At 65.3% G+C, this 570-nt stretch carries 2 protein-coding genes; both read left to right on the forward strand.

Annotated features, from left to right (window positions below; genetic code table 11):
* Positions 1-12 precede the first annotated feature (12 nt).
* Positions 13-327, forward strand: coding sequence for a pore-forming ESAT-6 family protein (locus AQJ64_RS33010; protein ID WP_055636469.1), 315 nt, complete (start codon positions 13-15; stop codon positions 325-327).
* 34 nt (positions 328-361) lie between these two features.
* Positions 362-570 (forward strand): DUF6507 family protein (locus tag AQJ64_RS33015; protein WP_240512796.1); only part of this gene is annotated, 209 nt, incomplete at its 3' end.

Here is a 570-nt window from a genome sequence, read left to right on the forward strand (position 1 = left end):
GGGGAGTGTGTGATGGCTGGTGCGGGTTCGGATCGTCGGTCGTATGACACGGGTGCGTCGGCGGATGCGCAGGGGAACATCCAGGCGGTGGTGGCGCGGCTGGAGCAGGTGATCGGTCAGCGTGATGCTCAGGTGAAGGCTGCGATGGCGGATTTCACGGCGGACGGTGTGGCGGAGGAGTACCACGGCAAGGAGCAGCGGTGGAACCGTGCTTCGACCGAGGTGCAGAACATCATCGGTCTGTTGAAGTCGACGTTGGAGCAGAACGACGGTACGGCGCAGTCGACGATCCAGCGGGCGAAGGCCGCGGTCGACAACATCGGCTGACGGGTGCTTCGGGTAGGGAACGGGGGTTTTGCTGGTGCCGGGCTGGGATCTGCAACCGCAGGGTATTTCGGGTGTGGTGAAGACGACGGGTGAGACGGCGTCGCACTTGCAGAAGCATGCGACGGCGTTCGGTGAGCATCTGACGTCGGCGGCGTCGAGTGCGGGGACGATTTCGGCGGATGCGCCTGCTGCGGGTGGTGAGCAGGCGCAGGGTGGTCTGGTGGCGCTGGCGTTGTCGCAGTA

It is taken from the genome of Streptomyces griseoruber (assembly GCF_001514205.1).
Classification (GTDB): domain Bacteria; phylum Actinomycetota; class Actinomycetes; order Streptomycetales; family Streptomycetaceae; genus Streptomyces; species Streptomyces griseoruber.

Coding starts and splice junctions, on each gene's coding strand:
- AQJ64_RS33010 (WP_055636469.1), top strand. CDS start 13: ATGGCTGGTGCGGGTTCGGATCGTCGGTCGTATGACACGGGTGCGTCG.